At 41.4% G+C, this 18509-nt stretch carries 19 protein-coding genes; 5 read left to right on the forward strand and 14 right to left on the reverse strand.

The genetic code is table 11. The features are described 5' to 3' along the window. Positions 1-215: 215 nt before the first annotated feature. Positions 216-563: a DUF5365 family protein gene (locus AOQ70_RS06810; protein WP_039177427.1), complete on the reverse strand. Its 348-nt coding sequence runs from the start codon at positions 561-563 to the stop codon at positions 216-218. 109 nt (positions 564-672) lie between these two features. Here AOQ70_RS06810 and AOQ70_RS06815 point away from each other — a divergent pair, with 109 nt between their 5' ends. After that, entirely contained in the window at positions 673-1581 is a 909-nt protein-coding gene (locus tag AOQ70_RS06815; protein WP_059375339.1) for an RluA family pseudouridine synthase, read from the forward strand. 37 nt (positions 1582-1618) lie between these two features. Here AOQ70_RS06815 and AOQ70_RS06820 read toward each other — a convergent pair whose 3' ends face one another. The 4 genes from AOQ70_RS06820 to AOQ70_RS19915 form a co-directional block, all read right to left on the reverse strand. Then, a complete protein-coding gene (locus AOQ70_RS06820; RefSeq protein ID WP_041089565.1) occupies positions 1619-2185 on the reverse strand; it encodes a class D sortase in 567 nt (188 codons plus the stop codon). 46 nt (positions 2186-2231) lie between these two features. Then, positions 2232-5135, reverse strand: coding sequence for a 5'-nucleotidase C-terminal domain-containing protein (locus AOQ70_RS06825; protein ID WP_059375341.1), 2904 nt, complete (start codon positions 5133-5135; stop codon positions 2232-2234). Between the two features lie 87 nt (positions 5136-5222). Continuing rightward, positions 5223-6923, reverse strand: coding sequence for an ATP-binding protein (locus AOQ70_RS19910; protein ID WP_231730834.1), 1701 nt, complete (start codon positions 6921-6923; stop codon positions 5223-5225). Next, entirely contained in the window at positions 6859-8607 is a 1749-nt protein-coding gene (locus tag AOQ70_RS19915) for a CheR family methyltransferase (protein WP_231730835.1), read from the reverse strand. Before AOQ70_RS19915 ends, AOQ70_RS19910 begins: the two co-directional genes overlap by 65 nt. A 144-nt stretch (positions 8608-8751) precedes the next feature. Between AOQ70_RS19915 and AOQ70_RS06835 the strand changes: the two genes are divergently transcribed. Then, positions 8752-9396 carry a spore coat protein gene (locus tag AOQ70_RS06835; protein ID WP_041089559.1) on the forward strand — a complete coding sequence of 215 codons (645 nt, stop codon included), beginning with the start codon at positions 8752-8754 and terminating at the stop codon, positions 9394-9396. Between the two features lie 26 nt (positions 9397-9422). Here the strand turns inward: AOQ70_RS06835 and AOQ70_RS19920 are convergent, their stop codons facing one another. The 3 genes from AOQ70_RS19920 to AOQ70_RS06845 form a co-directional block, all read right to left on the reverse strand. Next, positions 9423-9710, reverse strand: coding sequence for a hypothetical protein (locus AOQ70_RS19920; RefSeq protein ID WP_231730836.1), 288 nt, complete (start codon positions 9708-9710; stop codon positions 9423-9425). After that, complete coding sequence (locus AOQ70_RS19925) at positions 9704-10318, reverse strand: hypothetical protein (RefSeq protein WP_231730837.1); 615 nt, start codon at positions 10316-10318, stop codon at positions 9704-9706. The genes AOQ70_RS19920 and AOQ70_RS19925 overlap by 7 nt, the downstream gene beginning before the upstream one ends. Before the next feature lie 135 nt (positions 10319-10453). Further along, entirely contained in the window at positions 10454-10960 is a 507-nt protein-coding gene (locus tag AOQ70_RS06845; RefSeq protein ID WP_034282294.1) for a YhcN/YlaJ family sporulation lipoprotein, read from the reverse strand. Between the two features lie 151 nt (positions 10961-11111). Here AOQ70_RS06845 and AOQ70_RS06850 point away from each other — a divergent pair, with 151 nt between their 5' ends. After that, complete coding sequence (locus tag AOQ70_RS06850) at positions 11112-11510, forward strand: hypothetical protein (RefSeq protein WP_059375344.1); 399 nt, start codon at positions 11112-11114, stop codon at positions 11508-11510. A gap of 129 nt (positions 11511-11639) precedes the next feature. Here AOQ70_RS06850 and AOQ70_RS06855 read toward each other — a convergent pair whose 3' ends face one another. After that, complete coding sequence (locus AOQ70_RS06855; RefSeq protein WP_231730838.1) at positions 11640-11924, reverse strand: hypothetical protein; 285 nt, start codon at positions 11922-11924, stop codon at positions 11640-11642. A gap of 97 nt (positions 11925-12021) precedes the next feature. Between AOQ70_RS06855 and AOQ70_RS06860 the strand changes: the two genes are divergently transcribed. Then, entirely contained in the window at positions 12022-13113 is a 1092-nt protein-coding gene (locus tag AOQ70_RS06860) for a GGDEF domain-containing protein (RefSeq protein ID WP_059375346.1), read from the forward strand. 211 nt (positions 13114-13324) lie between these two features. Next, positions 13325-13525 (forward strand): cold shock-like protein CspB, encoded by a 201-nt coding sequence (gene cspB / locus AOQ70_RS06865; RefSeq protein ID WP_008349061.1) that lies wholly within the window; start codon positions 13325-13327, stop codon positions 13523-13525. Between the two features lie 113 nt (positions 13526-13638). On the opposite strand, the gene AOQ70_RS06870 is transcribed toward cspB, so the two are convergent. The 5 genes from AOQ70_RS06870 to yhbH all read right to left on the reverse strand — a co-directional run bounded on the left by AOQ70_RS06870 (position 13639) and on the right by yhbH (position 18373). After that, the gene (locus AOQ70_RS06870) at positions 13639-13998 is read right to left on the reverse strand and encodes a hypothetical protein (RefSeq protein ID WP_039177402.1); all 360 of its coding nucleotides are present in this window, start codon (positions 13996-13998) and stop codon (positions 13639-13641) included. Between the two features lie 13 nt (positions 13999-14011). Beyond that, on the reverse strand, positions 14012-14536 hold the full coding sequence (locus AOQ70_RS06875; protein ID WP_024425322.1) for an NAD(P)H-dependent oxidoreductase: 525 nt from the start codon (positions 14534-14536) through the stop codon (positions 14012-14014). 17 nt (positions 14537-14553) lie between these two features. Continuing rightward, positions 14554-16173 carry a DHA2 family efflux MFS transporter permease subunit gene (locus AOQ70_RS06880; protein WP_059375349.1) on the reverse strand — a complete coding sequence of 540 codons (1620 nt, stop codon included), beginning with the start codon at positions 16171-16173 and terminating at the stop codon, positions 14554-14556. 39 nt (positions 16174-16212) lie between these two features. Next, positions 16213-16845: an HlyD family efflux transporter periplasmic adaptor subunit gene (locus AOQ70_RS06885; protein WP_039177397.1), complete on the reverse strand. Its 633-nt coding sequence runs from the start codon at positions 16843-16845 to the stop codon at positions 16213-16215. Between the two features lie 364 nt (positions 16846-17209). Further along, positions 17210-18373: a sporulation protein YhbH gene (gene yhbH, locus AOQ70_RS06890; RefSeq protein WP_034282299.1), complete on the reverse strand. Its 1164-nt coding sequence runs from the start codon at positions 18371-18373 to the stop codon at positions 17210-17212. Between the last annotated feature and the right edge of the window lie 136 nt (positions 18374-18509).

Here is an 18509-nt window from a genome sequence, read left to right on the forward strand (position 1 = left end):
AAATAATTATGTATAAAAGGAGCCTGTACCATTTTGTCAGGCTCCTACCCGTGTTCGGTTCATTCTGCAAGAGGTCCAAGCGCTCCGATTCGTGGAGAAATAGGCAATGTTGAAAAAGAGCGGGTTTGGTATTACAGATCTAAAGGTTTCTCCGTTCCCTTAAAAATAGTATGTGCGGCAGCCTTGTAAGTTAACAAGGAAGTTCACACCAACTTTTACGCATTTTGAAGGCGGCGGCTGGCAAAATCGTCTAAATCAAACGGAAAAGAAAAGCCGCATGCATTGACCTGCTCACGGTTTCGCTCGAATAGCTCACGATCACACTTTGTAATATGGCGTTTAGGTTTTACAATAATGGTATGTAATAGCTGAAGTCCCGATAAAATACGAAAAGCATCGTCCATCGTTCCGTTATAAACCCCTTCAACAAAGGTTAGCGGGCGTTCTTTTTGACGCGCAGCTGGGTCTTCATCGACAGGATGGGATAGAAGATCTTCAACATCCTTTGATATTTCTTCAATTGCCTGCTCTTGCAGGTCTGTAGCAGCTTTCATTATTCTCACGTGACATCTACCTCTCTGTCGTTATTTCTCCATTCAGAATAGCACAGAAAAAAAGGCGTTCGCCAAGGTAAGTGTTTCCTATATATACCCAAAGAGAGGAACGGATATCATGAACATTAAAGGACACACGCTCTCGCTAAAAGTAGGTGAGCAGCATCAAGATTCTTCACTGAGTCAGTTTTTAAAAACAGCCGTGTCGGCTTCAAAACCGATTATCCATTTTTGGATGGAGCATCAAAAAGTACGTTTAAATCAAAAGCCTGCCCATCACGCGGCAAAAGTCAGTACAGGTGATCACATACTGATCGATTTATTTGAAACGGAAGAAAGTGATGTGACGCCAGAATATGGTGAATTAGAGGTGCTATTTGAGGACGAGCACTTATTGATTGTGCAAAAACCCGCTGGACGACCGACGCACCCGAATGAAAAGGGACAAACGGGCACACTGGCAAACCTTGTGGCCTTTCATTTTCAAGCAAATGGCGAGGAAAAGCGAGTGAGACATATTCACAGACTCGATCAAGACACAAGCGGCACGGTCATTTTTGCTAAACACAGATTAGCCCATGCTGTGCTTGATCAAATGCTTTCTAAAAAAGCGATCAGCCGAACCTACATCGCCATCGCAGAAGGACTTTTCAAGAAAAAGAAAGGCACTATTGATGCAGCGATTGGCCGTGACAAGCATCATGCCGTCAGACGAAGAATCTCTCCTACTGGTCAAAGTGCTGTCACTCACTTTCAGGTCATGGACAGTAATAAACGTCTGCAAATGACAGCCGTCAAGCTGCAACTAGAGACTGGAAGAACACATCAAATTCGAGTCCATCTTAGCAGTCTCGGGCACCCTTTAGCCGGAGATACACTTTATGCCGGAGCTCGTCATCATATCAACAGATGCGCTCTCCATGCCAAACAAGTAGACATGACACATCCTTTTACAGGTGAGCACCTGAGCATAGAAGCACCGCTGCCTCTAGATATGTCTCAGCTCATGGACGAAATCATCCATTAAAAAAAGAGCCTGCATTTAAACAGCAGGCTCTTTTTCTTTAGACAGATGCTCTTTTTGCATAAATAATGTACCGCTCTGGTGCATTGCCGACGAAATGAAATGGATAGCATGTCGTTAACACCAGCTCTTCCTTTTTATTCTGTAAAGTAATAATGGATGTATCATGCTGATCCACGATTTTCGTATGTGTGATTTCATAAACAAACTCACCATACGGCACAGTGATTTTTAGCTGATCCCCAATATTCAGTTCACCTGTTCGGCGAAATACCGTGTCACGATGGCCAGATAGGACGATTTGTCCCTTCTGATCTGGGTAATAACTGCCTTTGTAATGCCCGACTCCTTTGGCAAGGTCATCAGCATCTGTCCCTTCGACAATGGGTAGGTCTGCTTTTAATTTCGGAATCGTCAGGATGCCAGAGGCTTTCCCCACATCAGGAGAAAACTGCTTCTTTGACATCCCTTGATCGTCCGCTACCGCTTTCTTTGCATCTTCTAATGATTGTGCCGTTTGAAGGTGCGTAGAGGCGATTTGCCAAATTCCCCAGCCGAGCAAGACAATTCCTGCTGTCATCACAGTAAGTGCAAGCCACTTTTTCATGCTTAAACTCCTTTACCTGTTACATTTCTCTTAGATGATACGGTCATTAGCTTGCTGCTTTTTCTTCTTGTTTTGCTTTTTGAATGCGTCCCTCTTTTTGATACACAATGGAAGCTCCTTCAAAGCTCTTCACAAAAGCGACAGTGGCTTCTAAATCCTCTGGACCTGTTTCAGGATTTTTCCCCAGCCGTCCTATCGGTGCATATTTACTGCCAGTTGCAGTTGCCATAAAATTATTCACCGTGAGTGTATACGTTTGATCGAGCGCAACAGCTGAACCATCTGGAAGCTTTAAGTCGACTACTTTATATGTTACCGGATCATAGGAATATGAAAAGCCTGAAATGCTATAATCTGGTCCAAATTGAGGAGAAATTTGCGCTTCAATGATCTCAGCCAAGTCTTTCCCCTTAATCTCAAGTTTAACTAAAACGTTGCCAAAGGGCTGAATATTAAACAGATTTCCCCACGTAATCGGCCCTTTTTCAAGGTTTTGCCTGATCCCGCCGCCATTCATCATGGCAAAATCACTTTTCATAGAATATCTCATACCATCGGCAATCAAATTACCGAGCGGCGTGTCTCCATCATTTGAATAGCCGCCTTCCATTTTGACACCCGCTTCTCCAACTACCTCACTAATAATCGGCTCAACTTCTTTCCCGTAATGAGCCAAGATGCCGGCTGCTTCCTTGTCCTTTTCAATACCAGACTGGTCTACATACTGGATATTTGCACTCTTTTTGACAATATCCTTCGTTTTGCGGTCAAGTGTTACATTAACTTCGCCAATGGCCTTCCCATATTCAAAGGCTTGAACAATTAATTTCCCATTGACCTCTCCGTTTACGACTTCGTGATTATGCCCTGCAAAGATGACATCAATTTCATCATCGCCTTCTTTGGCAAGCTTCGCACTCTCTCCAGTGATGGTATCTCCATTTTGCGAGGCTGTCATATGAGCTAAAACCGCAATGGCTTTGATCCCTTTTTGTTTTAATTCCTTCGCGGCTTCATTTACGGCTTTAACTTCATCTGTAAACTGAATGTCTTTAATCCCTTCTGGCATGACCATTCCTGCGGCTGATTTTGTCACAACACCGATAAATGCTACAGGGATTCCTTCGACATCCATGATTTCATAAGCAGGTAAAAGTGGTTTACCTGTATCCTTGTATTCACAGTTTGCACAAACGAGCGGAAAATTCTGTCCGTCATATCCCTTTGTGCCTTTAGGATGTTCTCCACCATTTATGATACGTAATAGCTCGTCCACCCCTTCATCAAATTCATGGTTGCCGACCGTGCCAACATCAAAGCCAATGTTCTCCATGAGTTCAACCGTTGGTTCATCTTGCAGAAGAGAAGATATTGGAGAACTGCCGCCAATCATATCTCCAGCATGGACTGTGATCGTATTTTTGTTTGCTGCTTGTTTTTGTTTCATATAAGCCGCCACATAATCCATCCGTCCGTACGTTCCTTTATTGCCATCACCTTTCAGATCCAGTTCGTATTGTTGATCAATTTTCCCGTGTAAATCATTCATGCTTAAAATGGTTAATGGGACTTCCCCAGTTCCTTTTGCCGGCTGATAGCCAGCCTGTTCTGCTTCTTCTTTCGAAGCAAAAAAGATGCGTTTATCTACAGCGATTTCTTTCCAGCTGTCAGGCGATACGTACGTTTTCGCTGATGAATCACCGACGTAGCGTGTCAGTCCTTTTTTCTGTTCACGTGCTCTAAATTCAAACGGCTGTTCCAGCAGCGGATCCGCTTCATTCCAAATGCCAAGCCCTTTTTCTTTCGCCTCTTTGACAGCTTTTTGGAACGTCTGATAATCCTTTTCATCTCCAACCGGCCAGATGAAATACGTAGGAGCATATCCTTTTATCACAAGCTCTAAATTCGTATTGACCCCTTTTTTGGTTTTCACTTGAGCTAAAAGACGTCCATAGCCGTCCTTCGCTTCTGGACCAATCTTTAATGTGACTTTATCTCCGCTTGAAAGAAGTGTGTTTAAATAATCCACCGCCTTCTGTCCAAAATGCAGCTGGTTTTGATCTAATTCATTTTTTGGCTTATGGTACGTTTCCGGCGTGTCCATATTCACAAAGCGCACCTTTGTTGTACCAAGCACAGGCTTCTTTAAATGAATCGTATCTCCATCCACCACCCGGTCAACCGTTGCCTCGTATTCTTTCTTGATTTTTGGCGGCTTTGGCTGGCGTTTCAGCAGGCTGACATCACCTTTGTGTCGTGGAAGCACCTGCAGCGAATCATACCTGCTTAACACTCCTGTAAACTCATACCATTTCCCTTTCTTCACTTCATCAATGGCACTTGTATCCACCATCACTCTAAGGGTGGTGCTGTGATATTTTTTATCAATGATCACCACATTGTATCCACCGCCAGCCGGCTGCTCTGGTTTTGATTCAACATAGCCTTTGACCTTCACAAGTTTTCCTTCATGTTTACGTGCCTGATCCGTTTCTAGTTGTTTCACGGAGACTCGCTTCGTCTTTGGTAAGGTTTGATTCACACCATCGATCTTCAGGCGGTCTCGATCCGGCACAATTTCAATCAGTCCTTTATAAGACGTGATCTTCCCCGATACTGTCACCTTCATGCCAGCTTTTAGTTCTGGGAAGTTGTCAGGCTGTGCTGAATATATATTGATTCCAGCTGATTTGTCTTGAATGTAAGTTGACAGTTTCCCATTGCCTATAGCCGATTGATCTGCTGTCACAATTCCGCTCACTGTCACTGTCTCTCCGATTAGCTGACGGGCTTTCTTGATTTTCATTGGCTTCTTTTGGTTCCATACCGTTTCCTTCTTTTCAGACGCCCTGGCTTGTTCTACTGTGATCATGCCAGGCAGTAAAGTTTGCAGACTAAAGATCACCAAAACCAAACAGCAGATCATTCGAATGGATCGAACACGTTTCATTAAACCTCTCCCCTTCCGAGCTTCATCTCTCATAGTGTACTAAGTAAATATTGATGGTAGATGGATTTCTTGTAAATCTTATGTCTGCTAGCTCATTGGAAACGTAATAATCACCCGTGTCCCCTCGAAGCTTTTGCTTTCAAAACGAATGCTGCCGCCATGGCTTTCAATGATTTTAATCGTCATCATTAAACCAAGGCCAGTCCCTTTTTCTTTCGTTGTATAAAAAGGTTCACCCAGTTTTCCTATTTCGTCTTCTGGTATGCCCTTACCTTGGTCTTCAAAGATCAGCATCATCTGATTATGTTCCAATACGGATGTGACCTGAATAACACCTGTCACACCATCCATCGCTTCAATACCGTTTTTAAGAATGTTTAAGAAAACTTGTTTCAGCTCATTCGGTATACCTTGAATGTTTGGCAGCGACGGAGACAAATTCTTTTGAATAGACACGCCTTTTAAAACCGCTTGTGATTCAACGACCATGATCACTTCTTCGAGCAGAAGATTGACTTGTACCGGCTCAAATTTCACCGATTTGCTTCTAGAGAGCACAAGGAATTCATTAATAATGGCTTCAAGCCGATTAAATTCAGACATCATCACATCTGCATAATCCTTCTGATATTTCTTACTTTGAATCATCAGCTGTAAAAATCCCTTTAACGACGTCAGCGGGTTCCTTATCTCATGGGCGATGCCGGCTGCAAGCTGACCAACTGCGGACAGCATCTCTGACTTCATTAGCATCTTCTCTGACTGCTTTTGATTCGTAATGTCCTCTGAAATTCGCATCACGGTAGACTGCATTTTGTCAGGATCATCAATTCGATGTAAAGAGACCCTCTCCCATCGTTCACGGCCTGATAAATCCTGAAAGTACAGCTCGCCTGTCCAGCTGCCTTCTTTTAAACAAACGTCCCATTGCTTTTCTAAATCATCACATTGACACAGAGAATGGTAGACAGAAAAGATATCTTTGCCGATCAGGTCATATTCATGCTGCTGCACAAACTGGCAAAAACGCTGATTCACGCATTGGATGACCCCTTCCTCAGTTGCAACAACAATATGAATATGGCTATTATCCAGTGCTGTTACCGCTAGATGAAGTGACTGTTTGATTTTTGTCATTTCCGTCATTTTAATCCACGTCATCACCGCTCCCTCATGATCTTGGTCAAGAATAGGTGTGATGTGAACGGTGTATTGTTCTCCTTCATTCGTTTCAATTTCTCGTTCGATGACGCGCTTGTCCGAGATAACGGATTGTATGTCATGATAGAGCGTTTCCTGCGTAAGTTTCTTAGCCATCGATTGAAAGGATTGCTGGTGCCTTATTTGAGCTGAAGTAAATAAAGAGGCAGCTGTAGGAGTGTAGTAGCGAATATTCATGTCTCGGTCCACAAACAACGTCGTAAGCTCCGGCTTGACAGAAGGTCTATACAGTTCTTCCCTTGTTACCCTTAAGTTGTTTATGATATTAATAAAATGATCGTGTTTTTTCTCAAGCTCCGCTATTTGCGTGTTATTCGCTTTTAATTGAGCCCTTGCCTCCTGCTCTTTTTGTTTGACTTCATTTAGTTCATTTTCTAAGTCGACAATACGCTGTTGATAGACTGAATTCTGATCTGGCATCCCATTTTCCCTGCTGTTCTTTTGATTTTTCCCTCTCTCATTCATTCGAATGAGAATGACGTATACTCCTTTAAAACGGCGATCAAAACTCTTTACAGTAAAATCCGCATACTGCTTTTTTCCTTTTTCCTTCCGAAATGAGAACATGCTGAAACACAACCTCTGTCTCGTCAGTCCACACCTTTTGAAAGGTTTGGCTTAACATCTTTTTCAAATATTCAGGTGTCACATATTCACATGATTGATCTGACACTTCTACATGGTCTAAGAAGGAATAGGCCCCATTTGACATCGCCAGGATTTTGTTACAATCATTAATGACTATACATGCATCATAATCCTCGCTTACATCCTTCATATATTGTGCAGCTCGCTTTTTTAACTCGGCATCACGTGCGTCATGTACCCAAGGGACACTAGGTGCAGGAACGTTGGAATAGGTGTAAATGTTCCACTTCTCATTGAACAATTGAAACAATCGAGGGATATTGGGGACAGTTTCATTTGGCCCTAAAATCAACACCCCTTGATCTTTTAAAGCATATTGGAATCGGGATAATACTCGTTTTTGCACTTCTGGCTCAAAGTACATCAGAACATTTCGGCAACTGATAAAATCGAGGTGGATAAATGGTGAATCAATCAATAAATTGTGAGGAGCAAAAACAATATGTTTTCTAAGCGACTGCTTCACAATAAAAGCGTCACCTTTCTTTTCGAAATATCGCGCCCGCCATTTTTCCGGTATGCTTGCAATAGATTCTCTCGAATAAAGACCTTTACTAGCTATTTGAATGGCTTTTCGGTTGATATCTGTCGCAAAGACTTGAAGTTCAATGGACACATCTCTTCGCTTCATTTCTTCTAAAAATAAAATTGTAAAAGAATAAGCTTCTTCCCCTGTCGAACATCCCGCAATCCAAATTCGGCATCGAGATTTCCCGTTGTTCATTGAATGGTCAATGATTGACGGTATCACCTTCTGTTCACATACTCGCAAAGCCTCCGTATCTCTAAAGAAAGTAGTCGTGCCGCTTAGGAGCTGAGCGTGCAGGCGATCAAGCTCATCTGGTTCTCTTTCTAATAAACGATCGTACTCTGATAATAATGACATCGGCTCGTTTGCAGTGCGCATACGCTTTTGAATGACAGAAAGCAGCCTTTTCTTTTCATAGGCTGAAAAGGCAATCCCTTTATACATTTCAAGACGTTCAATGATTCTTAGTAAAGCTGGATCCATCTCATCAGCATGCGGAACATTGATGATATTGGCCATATATGCCGCAAGAGTGGATGGATTTTTGAATGTGTGATGATACATACTGTCAAAACCACTCTCTACCTCACTGCACGATAAGGCTGTACCGCCTTGCTCAACCAACTGAAGCAACCCACTCCCCACACAATGACCTTTTTGAAAAAAGATCGCAAATGCCTCTTCCTTTTGAACACTGGCAAGTGACTTAAAAAGCGAGTTGACAGAGCATGCCTTGTTTGTTGGCAGCTGCTCAGATACATGAAGCCGGTGATCTTCCGTTAACGTCACAGCTGCATGCTGCGGACAAAAATAGATCGTCTTTTTCATGACTTTCTCACCATGTTTAATCGTTTTTGCCCGGTAGCCAATCGGTAAAACAAGTGCTTCCAAATCTGTTATACAATCGCCTGTCACATGATTTTGCACAACAATAAAAGAGGCATTTAAATCATGTGGTAATGATTGAAAAAAAGCCTCAAGATGATGCTGTTCAAACGGCGAAACACCGATGCCGATCACTGGTGTCTGCACATGTTCGTCTTCTATCAAACGATTAATGATTTTGTCCTGCATCTGGTACCCCCATGTTCATTCGTCTGATACTTTTTTTCGACAAAAAGAAAGAAAACCCTCTAATTGTAAATAATGTTTTTTGCATGAAATCGTGAAAACATCCTCACATTAAAACAGAGTGTATAAACAGAAGGAGGAATCTCAATGCAAAACGATCAGCAGCCAATGTTTCAAGGAAGCGCTCAGCAGCCTGAGCTCAACCATGGCGGGCATGAGTTATTCGATTTACATGAAATTTTAGCCGGCACGATTAATATTTTGGATCAATATATGATCTTGCGGCAATTTATTCAAGATCCTGCATTATCCGACATCCTGGATCGACAATATCAATTCGTTTTATCCCAGTACAATGTCACTGTAGATTGTTTTTCTACAGGCCAAAAGCCTAGTGAAGAAACCGCTACTTATATGATGAAAGAACACACTCAAGTGACATACGGAATCAAACCTTCTCAGCCGAAGAAGCCGAACCAGTCACTACAGGATGTAAAAGACTTAGGCATCACAGGACATATGCTCAGCCTAGTCAAATCACATGCTGGGTTACTTTCAATGTCAGCATTAGAAGTAACAAACCCTGTTGTCAGACGTGTGCTTGCTGCGCAGATTCCTAACTTTATCGAAATGGCGTATGAAATTTTCTTGTATCAAAACAAGCATGGCTACTATCAAGTTCCTCAACTTTCCAAACAAGACATGACAGCCATGACGTCAGCTTTTGCACCGCTTCAGGGGCAGGTTCAAATGCCTCCTAGCAAGGCCGATCAACAAAAGCCTCTTCATTAAGAAAAACGGCTGACCCCCTTCTTTGGTCAGCCGTTTTTTCTTTGGTACATGACTTTAAACTGTTCTTCAAAATCTGTGAGCCTCTTCCCCGTCGCCTGTTCAAAGCCGCTAGCAAATTGGCCCGTTTTCGCAGTTTCCTCTATGATTTCATGTATGACGTCTCGTCCGCAAAGCTGCACCAGCTCATAGATCATATAATAGCTTTGTAAATAGACATCTGTCTCATACGTCACCCGTGAATTCTGCCAGTCTTGATCAGAATGAAGAGATTGAAAAGGAACCACGTCGAAGCGTTCAGACGTAGCATTTAACACGTCATAGGCCGTCCATTCTGCTGTTCCTTCGTGGAACCAAAGCGGAAACATTCCTGGAGACACTTCATATGAATGGACCTTTTCATAGAAAACAAAATGAGCATACTCATGAATAAACAACGTATTGAAAAAGTATAAAGCAGTGTCTCTTTCTTCAATAATGCTTCCCGTTTATCTGGATATAACCCTATCATTTGATCATGATCAGAGTAAAATCCAGTAATATGCTTGATCCCCGCCATTTGTTCGATCGACTCTTTATCATCAAAATAGATAACGTCTAAAGGTCTGTCAGCTACAAATTGAAACACTGACGCTGTCCTCTTCTCTGCCTGTTTCAAAGCCTCTATTGTCAGATCAACAAAAGCTTCCTCTTCCTCTGCATAGTAGATTCGAATATGTTCATAGACTTGCTTATTGAGTCCCTCCGTTATAATCGTTTTAGGAGAAGACTGCTGCTCTAAATATTGTCCTGTCAGCTGAAACGCAACATAAATCAAGTATGCGGTGAAAGCATAAAAAATCAGACCTGCTGCAATCATTCCGCCTACAAGTTTTTTATGAATCAATGACGGCTTGGCTTTCATTTGCTCCCCACCCGAATTCATCCTGCACCCTCTTTCTCTTTCTATGAAGAAACAAAGATCAACAAGAGGTGATATATTTTTTACTTTATGCAGTCAGGTACGCGAGGTGCGGTTCCAAACAAAAAAGCCGCATATGACATACGGCTTTTGTCGTAGCTATTTTGATTCAGGGAAGACACGTCTAACCGTTTCAGTAAATTCATCGAAGAATCCTGAAATTGGCTCTCCGCTTTTAATACGTTTTCCGTAACCTTGCATACGATCGACAAAGTCTGGATTAGCAGATACATACACGTTGTCGATTTGTTGATCCGTTGATTTGACTTTGTCTGAAATTTTCTTTTTCAGATCGTCCGTCACATCACCGCTTTTATTGCCTTCAAGCACAACGGCTACAAATGCATTTTTTCCAGTGACAAGCACGTTCGCTGTTTTCACTTCAGACATATTCGCTACAAGCTCTGACGCCTTATCTGCCACTTTGACCTTCTGAGGTGTTTGAACATCTGGCTGATCCTGTCTCATGTTGTCATTCTTATATGTGACATTTTCATATTGCCTTTTCATTGTTCCTCTACGCTCATCGCCTTGATTGTTCATTCCACACCCAGCGGTGATTAATGTTGGCACGAGCAGTAAAGATAGCATCCATTTCTTATTCATCAATTATTCCCTCCTTTTGCTCATAGGTTTTTCATCCAGCCGGCTTTTTATGCACACATCCTCTGTTTTCGTAAAATGAATTCATAATTCAGCTGGGTTTGGTCATCCTAAACATGATGAAGAATCATCACGACCAAATGGAGGGATTCGTTTGTTTAAAAAAAGAAAAGGTATGAGCACTGGCGCAATGATCGCAGTATCAACAGCTATCATTGCATTATTCTCCCCGGTATTACGAAGAAGGCTGAAAAGCATGACACAAATGAATATGTCTTCAATGATGAAAGGCGCAAACCATCAGCACCAAAACTCATCTCGCCATGAGTCCCACTCACATAAAGAATCAAAAGGAACAGGTGAAGTTGGACAAATGATCAAGCAAGCATTCACAGCTGTCCAGCCAAATCAAACAAACCAGCACCAATCACCAACAAGAACCCATCAGCCAAGAGAGTCTTATGCGCAATCTCTTCACATTGATGAAAATGTGATGAATGTGATGGATGATGAATCAATCCAGCAAGTCATCAATGACATCGAGCACAAATAATAAAACAGGAGCCTTCATAAAGAAAGGCTCCTGTTTATTCTCCAGAAAAATGTTCTTTGACCATGAGACAAAAGGAAGGTAAAAATGAGATTTCGATTGTTGTGAGGAAGTCGTCATGATGATCTAATATCAGCAACAGCTCCTTTTCTTCCTTCCGATCTTTTTTATCTCTACATGCTGCACTGTTTTAAAATCATATATGCCTAAAACGGATTCGGTCTTTTTTCGAACGACCTTTAAGGTAAATTCCCGCATAGCAAGCGACATGTCCACAACAAATCGCTCCTCCTGATTCTCGAATCGAAACGTCAAATCTTGATATTCTACCGGCATTTCTTTTTCAAATCCGGCATCTGGCATTTTTTCAAAAAAAGAAAGCCAGTCCGTTTGATCTGGAAAGCGTTTTCCTCGCATTTTCTTCAATTCCTCATCACTAAAATTTTTATTAATTATCCTTTTTCCCCTTTTCTTTTGCAACAAATTTTAGTAATTTTAAAAAGGTGATTCTATTTTGCTAAGAGACCTCTTTATTAATTTAACAATTCTTGTTACTTTCCATTATTTATTTATGCTTGTGTTTAAAGAGAATTTTCTAAAGAAAGAAGATACCTTGCTCAGACAAATATGCAAAGGCATGCTTTCTGGGTTACTCGGTGTCCTTTTAATGTTCTTCTCTATTAAAACAGGACCAGCGATCATCGATTTAAGACATATTCCCCTTATTTTAACGGCCTTTTATGGAGGCATCGCCCAAACAATGGTTGCAGCCTTTGTTGTCATCATTGGCCGGTTATTAATTGAAGCCAACATCGCTTCTTCCATCAATATTTTTTCCATGATGTTTATCGCAACCTCTTCTTTTTTGATTGCAGAGCGTCATATGAATCATGTTGTGAAAATGCTGTTATCCCTTACGATTGGTAATGTGATGGCCACAAGCCTGTTTATCATGGTCGTGCATGAGACATCATTTCAACTGCATTCTACTTATTGGATTTTCTCATATATTGCTGGATTGTTTAACTTTTATGTCATTGAGCATCAAACAAAAGCATATCAGCTGTTAAATTTGTATAAATTCCAAGCTCATTATGACTTTTTAACAGGTGTTTTAAATAAACGGAAGTTCGATGAGGTATTAAGTGATGCTTTTACTAAGAAGTTGAAGCAGCCTATCCATCAAATGTCCCTTATTTACCTAGACATCGATTACTTCAAAACCATTAATGATCAATATGGGCATCATGAGGGAGATATCGTTTTAAAAGAAATTGGTACAAGGCTGATTAAAAACACAAGAAGCTCTGATTATATTGGGCGGATTGGCGGTGAAGAATTCGCTGTCCTTCTACCAAACTGTACAATTGAAAAAACATGGCAGATTGCAGAACGCTTACGAAAAAAAATAGCAGATCAGCCGATTTATTTAAAAAACGGTCTGTCCATTCACACTACAGTATCAATTGGATGTGCTTATTCTCATGGAACTGGTGCAGACATCAAGCAATTACCGATTATAGCTGATCAAGAGCTCTATAAAGCGAAGGAGTCCGGCCGAAATCAAGTGAGCTTTTCAGAGAGAAAAAAAGACCATTTGACATAGGCATTTTCCTCAATTTGTTAGCGCTAATTATTTTTAAAAAAGTTTTCGTATAACAGTTGTTTTTTCCCGCAAACACTGGTAAAGTAAAGGTAATTATTTTTGTTCGTATCATCTTTAAGAAGAAAGTTTTGAAAGAGTTTTCGTCTTTGAAGTTTGTGTAAGAGCAAGAATAGTGAATTTAAGCGTTAAGATCGCTTTAGGAGGAAATTTCATGTTAGAAGGTAAAGTAAAATGGTTCAACTCTGAAAAAGGTTTCGGATTCATCGAAGTAGAAGGTCAAGACGATGTATTCGTTCACTTCTCTGCTATCCAAGGCGAAGGCTTCAAAACTTTAGAAGAAGGTCAATCAGTTTCTTTCGAAATCGTTGAAGGTAACCGTGGACCACAAGCTGCTAACGTTAACAAAGCGTAATTTAAGAGCATCTGCTCTTTTAGCACTTTATAGAGTGAAGGAAAACCGCCCGGCTTCTGCCGGCGGTTTTTTTGTTCCATAAAAAAAGAGAACCTGATGAGAGGTTCTCTTTTTTATTTATCCTTCTGCTTTAGCTTCTGCAAAGCAGAACGATACATATCATCATTCATTTTAGTTTCTGGTTCTTCTTCTTTGACAGGTGGTTCTGGCTGTTTAAACTTTTGAAGCGCCTGTCTATAGAAATCGTCGCCAGACGCAGCATCATCTGTTTGAGAAGGCTCTGACGCTTTTTTTTCAACTTCAGGCTCTACAGGTCTCGCCACAGCTTCTGGCTCGCTATGCGGCACGTCAGGCTGATTGGAGACATCTTCTTTGATCTCTTCCTTATCGGCCGATGCGTGTCTGACATTGAACGCTACTAATCCAATAATGACTAGAACAGCAGCTACTAACGCTACAATAATCGTCGCCAAAAGAACCCTCTCCTTATCGCTTAAATGATGCAGTGACTGATGCTACACGTCTTCCTAGTGCTTTTCCGAGTTCAATGCCTTCAGTCGAAATCAATTCATCAGAATCGATCGGACATGTCACACCAGCTCCATAGTAAGAGCCGTATAAAGCATTCTCAGGAACATTCCCAGGAAGGCCGACAACAAGCATTCCTTGGTGGAACATTGGAGTAATCAAATTATGCATTGTCATTTCTAAACCGCCGTGTGTTGTAGCAGTTGTACAGAAAACAGCACCGACTTTATCGATTAGTTTTCCTTCTGCCCATAAGTAGCCAAGACGGTCAATCCATGTCTTTAACCCAGAACTAATGGTACCAAAGTGACCAGGGCAGCCCCAAATGATCGCATCCATTTGATCAAGCTTGCGAATGTCTGCATCTTTCACGTGATCAATGAATACTTCAGCTTGCTCTGTTTCACCTGCGCCTGCTGCAATCGCTTCTGCAAGTGCTTTTGTATGGTCACCTTCACTATCGTATACAACATAAATTTTCATGTACGGTCCCTCCACACTTATCTTGCATCTTGGTTTGCTTCCTTAGGTGCTGGAAGCAATGATATTTCTTGTTTCTTATGCTGCTGTTCTTTTCGCTTTTTATCCTTACGAACATCTCGCAGGAACAAGCTGAGAATGACACCAGCCGCACAGAATAATGTCACCCACATGTAAGCATCATTGATACCCATCACGTTTGAATCGATCTGTGCTTTCGTAAAGAGCTGGATGGATACATATTTTTGAGCAGCTTCTGCTGTCATGCCCATATGATGCATCACATTCGATACAGCCGCCTGGAATGAATTCATAAAGAGCGGGTCGGCTGTATTTGTTTGATCCGCCATATTGGAATAATGGAATGTCGTCCGATTCGTATAAATCGTTGTGATCAAACTCGTACCGATGGAACCGCTAATTTGTCTCAATGTATTAGACATCGCTGTACCATGGCTGTTTAAGTGCTGTGGTAATTGGTTCATCCCTGCTGTCATAACCGGCATCATAAGAAGTGACATACCAAATGCACGTACTGCATACATGAGCACAATGTGACTATAAGAAGTATCAATGGTCAGCTTTGTGAACTCATATGTCGTGACAACGGTAATGAGCATCCCCACAATCGCAAGCGGACGAGGTCCAAATTTATCAAACAAGATCCCTGATATCGGGGACATAATGAGCATCGCAAGTGCCCCTGGAAGCATTAATAGCCCAGATTGCAATGCCGTAAACCCAACGAGGTTTTGCAGATAAATCGGAAGTAAGAACATCCCTGTATATAAGGCAACCGTAATAATGATGTTAATAACACTTGATAATGAGAAAATGCTGTATTTAAATACGCGGAAATCAAGCATCGGATTATCAACTTTCAACTGTTGGAAAATAAAGAGAATAATCGCAATCGCACCAATAATAATCGTAGATAAGACGATCGGATCTGTCCAACCATCACTTCCTGCTTCACTCACTCCGTAAAGAAGGGAAGCAAAACCAACGATTGAAAGAATCGCACCAAGACTGTCCAGCTTGATTTTTTTAGGCTCTACAATATTTTTAAACATAAAGAAAGCCGCGATAATGACAATCGCACCGATTGGCACAAGTCCGTAAAACATAATACGCCAAGAATAATGTTCAATAATGTAGCCAGATAATGTTGGTCCTACTGCAGGAGCAAACATCATCGCAAGACCGAAAATCCCCATTCCTTTCCCTCTGTTTTCCGGAGGGAAAATAAAAAGGATTGTTGTCATGACGAGCGGCTGTAAAATACCGCCGCCGACAGCCTGAATCAAACGGCCGATGAGCATGGTTGAAAAGTTTGGCGCAATACCGCAAATAAATGTACCTAGTGTAAATGAGATCATGGCCACTAGGAATAAGCTACGCTGTCCAAAACGTGTGATTAAAAACGCAGACAACGGAATCAGCACACCGTTGACAAGCATGTAGCCTGTTGTCAGCCACTGAATCGTCGTTGCACTCACATTAAATTCTGTCATTAAATGGGGCATAGCTACGTTCAAAAGCGTTTGGTTTAAAATCGCTACGAACAAACCGGCCATTAAAATGATCAGTAAAGACAAGGAGCCTGCTCCCTGTTTTGTCGCTGCAGGTTGATTTGCCATCTCAGACAACCTCCTTTCATTTTTTGATATCAATCATCATTAAGATGAAATTTTGACAGAAGCATTCATACCTGGAAGTACTTTGTCTGATGGATTTTTAATTGAAATTTTCACTGCTACTTTTTGCGTTACTTTTGTATAGTTACCACTTGAATTTGTTGCTGGCAGCATATTGAATGTTGAGTTTGTCGCATAACCAATTTGTTCAACAGTTCCTTCAAATGTTGTATCAGGATCTCCATCTACAACGATGTCGACTTTATCGCCTTTTTCAATATTTTTAATATCTGTTTCTTTAATATTTGCTGTGATGTAAAGCTTGCTTAAATCGATTGTTTCACCAAGAACTGTACCAGGCTGCACTTGTTGGTTGTTTTGGATTTCTTTTTTGACTAATGTGCCATCAGCCACTGCTTTAATGTTTGTTTTTGTTTGTCCTTCAACTTTTGCAACTGTGCTGTCTTTTTCCACTTCGTCACCTTCGTTGATATCCCAGCCTTTGATTTGTCCAGCTGCTGGAGCTGTGATTTGATACATGTCACCTGTCACTTTAGCCTCATCTGTTTTGACAAAGTTCGTGCTTTCGTAGTAGTAATAAGCACCTCCGGCAATAATGGCAAGAATTACAATAAGGCCAATAATGTTCGTTAGCAATAAACGCCCTCTGTTCATGTTTTGTTTCTCCTTTCATGTATAAAAATTTAGTGTCATCTGCTTTAGCAAACTTAGAATGCCCATCATCTGACAGAATATGAAACAAGCTCAACAATCTGTCCTTTTCCCTTGATCTACCCCCGCCCGAAACATGGTGTGCAGCCCATTTATATTTATTGTTCAATTATGAGCAAGGAGCAGAAAAAGAAGAAAAGACGATCGGCATCTTTTTTGAAAAACTTATATTTAACAAGATTAAATATTAATAAATGAAAATTGAAATGTCAAAGAGAAAGTTTTACTTTTTTTCTGGTGATCCCTTCCTTCTCCACACAAAAAACCCTTCAGCCCTTATGCTGAAAGGTTTTTTCAAATGTGCTCGTTATGAATGAACTTCTTCCTGCTGAAAAAATTTTTTTAGTGCGAGAAAAACGTCTGATTTTTGCTTCAGAATATAATGCTTAAATTTCTCATCCTGAATATGTTTGTATGCTGACATTAACGTAGAATGCCGGTTGTATTGATTCACTTCACCATAGCAAAATAAATTGGCTTTTTTCATGATCTCAGAAACAAGTTTCACACACCGGGCGTTATCTGATGTCAAATTGTCACCATCAGAAAAATGAAAAGGATAAATATTATACCGCGACGGCGGGTATCGTTCGTCTATGAGCTCTAGTGCCTTTCGATAGACAGACGAGCAAATGGTCCCCCCGCTCTCACCCCGCGAGAAGAAATGTTCTTCGTCTACCACCTTCGCCTCTGTATGGTGAGCAATAAATTCAATATCGACTGTCTCATACTTTGTCCGTAAGAAACGTGTCATCCAAAAGAAAAAACTTCTCGCCATATATTTTTCCCAAAGACCCATACTTCCGCTCGTATCCATCATCGCCAAAACGACGGCTTTCGACTCTGGTTTGGTCACTTCATTCCACGTTTTATACTTGATATCCTCCGGGTAGATGGGATAAAAGGAAGGACTCCCTGTCATCGCATTTCGTTTAAATGCCGAGAGCATCGTTCGTTTTTTGTGGATATTTCCTGTTAACCCGGTTTTGCGAATATCGTTAAACTCAATTTGTTCGACAATGATGTCGTCAAGCTCCTTTTGCTTGAGGTTTGGCAGCTCCAGTTCACGAAACAGTGCTTCCTCGAGATCCATTAATGAGACTTCTGCCTCGTAATAATCCTCACCAGCTTGATCTCCAGCGCCCTGCCCCTTTCCTTGGCCCTGCTTACTGTCTGAGCCGTCACGCGCAACAACATCGCCAACCTCGCTGTCTCCATCCCCTTGACCTACATGTTTATTTTTGTCGTAGTTATACCGAATTTTATATTCATCTAATGAACGGATCGGAATTTTAACAACATCTTTTCCATTCGACATGATGATGCTTTCTTCTGTGACAAGATCCGGCAAATTGTTTTTAATCGCCTCTTTGACTTTTTTCTGATGACGCTGCTGGTCGTCATAGCCTTTTCGATGGAGGGACCAGTCTTCCTGAGACACAATAAACTGACTTTTTTCTTGCCGGGACATCCATCCCCCTCCTCACCTTTTTCCACAATTCTTCTAACCATCGATTCCTTTATCCTATGCTGCTCGTCATCCAAGTTGACGATCATTTCTAAAAAAGACATTACCGGTGCTGATGCGCCAATAATGCCTCCTTCAT

The organism is Bacillus sp. AM 13(2015) (assembly GCF_001518755.1).
Taxonomy (GTDB): domain Bacteria; phylum Bacillota; class Bacilli; order Bacillales; family Bacillaceae; genus Bacillus; species Bacillus safensis.